Annotated in this window: 3 protein-coding genes; all 3 read right to left on the bottom strand. The window is 64.6% G+C overall.

All coding sequences use genetic code 11. The features are described 5' to 3' along the window. The coding region (locus tag Y705_RS0114315) for a DnaJ C-terminal domain-containing protein (RefSeq protein WP_026533353.1) at positions 1 to 906 on the bottom strand (906 nt) is incomplete at its 3' end. Between the two features lie 177 nt (positions 907 to 1083). Next, positions 1084 to 1803, bottom strand: coding sequence for a nucleotide exchange factor GrpE (locus tag Y705_RS0114310; RefSeq protein ID WP_026533352.1), 720 nt, complete (start codon positions 1801 to 1803; stop codon positions 1084 to 1086). A 2-nt stretch (positions 1804 to 1805) separates the two neighbouring features. Beyond that, a complete protein-coding gene (gene dnaK / locus Y705_RS0114305; protein WP_026533351.1) occupies positions 1806 to 3680 on the bottom strand; it encodes a molecular chaperone DnaK in 1875 nt (624 codons plus the stop codon). Positions 3681 to 3936 lie beyond the last annotated feature (256 nt).

Genomic DNA, 3936 nt, shown 5'->3' with positions numbered 1-3936 from the left:
CGACAGGTTTTGGGGGACCACGACGTCGATCGTGACCAACAGGTCCCCTGCGGCCTTGGCGGTCGAGACCCCGCGGCCCTTCAGCCGCAGGGTGCGGCCGGAGGGCGTTCCCGCGGGCACTTTCATCCTGACCAGGTCACCCGACAGGGTGGGCACCTCGATCTGCGCACCCAGGGCGGCCTCGGGGAAGGTGACGGGCACATGCACGCGGATGTCATTGCCGTCCCGCTGGAAGAACGGGTGGTCCTTGACGTGCACGGTGACCATGAGGTCTCCCGTGCCGGCAGGACCGGTCTGGCCCTTGCCGCGCACGCGCACTTTCTGGCCCTCCTTGATGCCGGCGGGGATGCGCACGTCAATCTGCTCACCGGATGGTTCACGCAGGCCGACAGTGGTTCCCCGAATTGCACCGGCGAAGGAGATGGTGGTGCTCGCCGTGCGGTCGGCGCCCTTGCGAGGCGGGGGCTGGAAACCTCCGGAGAAACCGCCGCCGCCGCCGCCGCCGAACAGATCGGCGAATTCAGGCGGCAGGTTGCTGTAGCCGTTGGAGCCGCGTGCGCCGCCACGGGTCCGGGGCCCGGCACCCTGCCCGAAGAGGTTGCCGAAGACGTCCTCGAACCCGCCGGCCTGTCCTCCGCCGCCTGCCCCTCCAGCGGAGAACCTCGCTCCCCCACCCATGGCGCGGATTGCGTCGTACTGCTGACGCTCCTCAGCATCGGAGAGGACCGAGTAGGCCTCGGAGACATCCTTGAACATGCGCTCCGAGCCGGCGTCCCCACCGTTCTGGTCAGGGTGGTGCTTGCGCGCAAGCTTCCGGTACGCCTTTTTGATATCGGTATCGGATGCGTCTTTGGAGACACCGAGGATCTTGTAGAAATCCTTATCGACCCAATCCTGACTAGCCAATTGGTGTCTCCTTTTCCTTTTGCGTTCAAAATTCTGTTGGGCTGTGGCACCAACGGTACCGAGGCGACGACCACCCGGGTGGGGCCGTCTTGTGTAGGGCCTTCAATATTCCGAAGCGAGCTCTGCGAGCGAAGGAATTTCGTTGGCCCGGCAAGACTGCCCCACGCGGGTTAGCAACTACTCCGGCACTGCGACGATCACCTGGGCGGCCCGAAGGACGCGCTCCCCCTTGCGGTAGCCCGCACGGAGGATCTGGTTCACGCTGTCCGTCGTGACCTCCGCGCTGGGCTGCTGCATCAGTGCCTCGTGGATGTTCGGGTCGAAAGCCACTCCGGTCTCGTCGATGCGGTTCAGCTCATACGCCTTGAGGACGTTTTCGAGCTTGCCCGCGATCGCCGCGAAGGGACCCTCGGCCAGGTCACCGTGCTGGCGCGCCGCGTCGATGTCATCGAGTACGGGCATCAGCGAGTTGAGAACACCGATCACTGCCTGGTCCCGGGCGACATCGCGGTCACGCTCGACCCGGCGGCGGTAGTTGACGTACTCGGCCTGCAGCCGGAGCAGGTCGTCGCGAAGCTCGGCGACCACGTCGACCGCCGGGTTGGACCCGCCGTCGGCGCCTGCCTCGTTGAGGATCGCTTCTGCCTGGGCGAGGGCATCGCCGTCCGCCTTATCCTGCGCGGCTGACGATTCGGCGTCGAGCACCTCGCCGTCCAGCGCGTCAGGGTCGGGCACCGACGAGGAACCCGCCGCCCCGGTCACCGGGGTTTCCGGTGCCGGGTCGCCGGCGTCGTTCTGCTGCCCACGGACCTTGCCCGTTTCAGGGTCAATCTTGCGGTTGTCGCGAAAACTCACCGGTTCCGACTGATGCTCTTCTTCGTTTCCGTGGTGCGGCATGATTACTTCTTTTCGCTGGTGTCTTCGTCTACGACCTCGGCGTCAACAATATCCTCGTCGGCGCCCGCGGAAGCGGACTCGTCATTTGCAGGGCCGTCCGAGCCGGACTGGCCGGCTTCCTGCTGGGCAGAGGCGTAGATCGCTTCGCCCAGCTTCGACTGTGAGGCCTGCAGCTTCTCGAAAGCAGTCTTGACCTCGGCGTCGTTGTCCTGGGACTCCAGCGCCTTCTTGAGGGCGTCGACGTCGGCCTGGACCTCGGTCTTGACCTCCTCGGGCAGCTTGTCCGAGTTGTCGGAAATCAGCTTGTCCACGGAGTAGGCCAGCTGCTCGGCACCGTTGCGGGTGTCTGCTGCTTCGCGGCGCGTCTTGTCCTCGGCTGCGTGCTCTTCAGCTTCGCGGACCATGCGGTCGATGTCTTCCTTCGAAAGCGCCGTTCCACCGGTGATGGTCATCGACTGCTCTGCGCCGGTGCCCTTGTCCTTCGCGGACACGTGCACGATGCCGTTGGCGTCGAGGTCGAAGGTGACCTCGACCTGGGGAACCCCGCGGGGGGCTGGTGCGATACCGGTCAATTCGAAGGTGCCCAGCGGCTTGTTGTCGCGGGTGAACTCGCGCTCACCCTGGAAGACCTGGATGGCCACGGACGGCTGGTTGTCGTCCGCCGTCGTGAAGGTCTCGCTCCGCTTGGTGGGGATGGCGGTGTTGCGCTCGATGAGCTTGGTCATCATGCCACCCTTGGTCTCGATGCCGAGGGACAGCGGGGTGACGTCGATCAGCAGGACGTCCTTGCGCTCACCCTTCAGCACACCGGCCTGGAGGGCGGCGCCGACGGCGACGACTTCATCGGGGTTGACGCCCTTGTTGGGCTCCTTGCCGCCGGCGAGTTCCTTGACGAGCTCGCTCACTGCGGGCATGCGGGTCGAGCCACCGACGAGGACGATGTGGTCGATGTCGGCGACCTTGATGCCGGCTTCAGCGATGACGTCCTTGAACGGCTTCTTGGTGCGGTCGAGCAGGTCCTTGGTGAGGTCCTGGAACTTGGCGCGCGACAGGTGCTCGTCGAGGTGGACGGGGCCGTCCGCAGTGACCGAGAGGTACTGCAGCGAGATGTTGGTGGAGGTGGCCGAGGACAATTCCTTCTTGGCCTGCTCGGCTGCTTCCTTCAGGCGCTGGAGTGCGATCTTGTCCTTCGACAGATCGGCGCCCTTCGCCTTGGCCTGCGCGAGCAGGTAGTCGACGACGCGCTGATCCCAGTCGTCACCGCCGAGGCGGTTGTCGCCGGAGGTCGAGCGGACCTGGATGGTCGAGAATGCGTCTTCGTCCTTGCCGACTTCGAGCAGGGAGACGTCGAACGTTCCGCCACCGAGGTCGAAGACGAGGATGAGTTCGTCTTCCTTGCCCTTGTCCAGGCCGTAGGCGAGCGCGGCAGCAGTCGGCTCATTGACGATGCGCAGGACTTTGAGGCCCGCGATCTCGCCGGCCTCCTTCGTGGCCTGGCGCTCGGCGTCGTTGAAGTAGGCCGGAACCGTGATGACGGCGTCGGTGACTTTTTCGCCGAGGTAGCTTTCTGCGTCGGTCTTCAGCTTCTGAAGGGTACGGGCCGAGATTTCCTGCGCGGTGTACTTCTTGTCGTCGACCTTGACACTCCAGTCAGTGCCCATGTGGCGCTTGACGGAAGCGATGGTGCGGTCGATGTTGTTGACGGCCTGGCGCTTGGCGATCTCGCCGACCAGCACTTCGCCCGACTTGGAGAAGGCGACGATCGACGGCGTGGTGCGGGCGCCCTCGGCGTTCGCAATGACGGTGGGCTCGCCACCCTCAAGGACCGAGACGACCGAGTTGGTGGTTCCGAGGTCAATGCCTACTGCACGTGACATGCAATTTTCCTTTCGAAAGCCCTGTTTGGGAGGAGCACTCAAGCTCCATCCAACAGATGGACGCGTAGATTGAGCGTTCTGCACTCAAGTATACGGGCGAGGCGCTCACCGTTCAAATCGCCTTGAGTCCAGTGCGCTCAACTCTTCTCACGGAAGTCGCCGCGCAACGGTGCTTTCGACGGAAGCATGCCCGGCAAGCACCTCCCCCTCGCTGATTAAGCGGCTATGGCTGCTATTCCGGGGGTGAAGCAGCCAT

The organism is Arthrobacter sp. H41 (assembly GCF_000520535.1).
In the GTDB taxonomy this organism is placed as follows: domain Bacteria; phylum Actinomycetota; class Actinomycetes; order Actinomycetales; family Micrococcaceae; genus Arthrobacter_D.
Note: the sequence above shows the minus strand (reverse complement) of the source record. Positions and strands in the feature narration are given on the sequence as shown.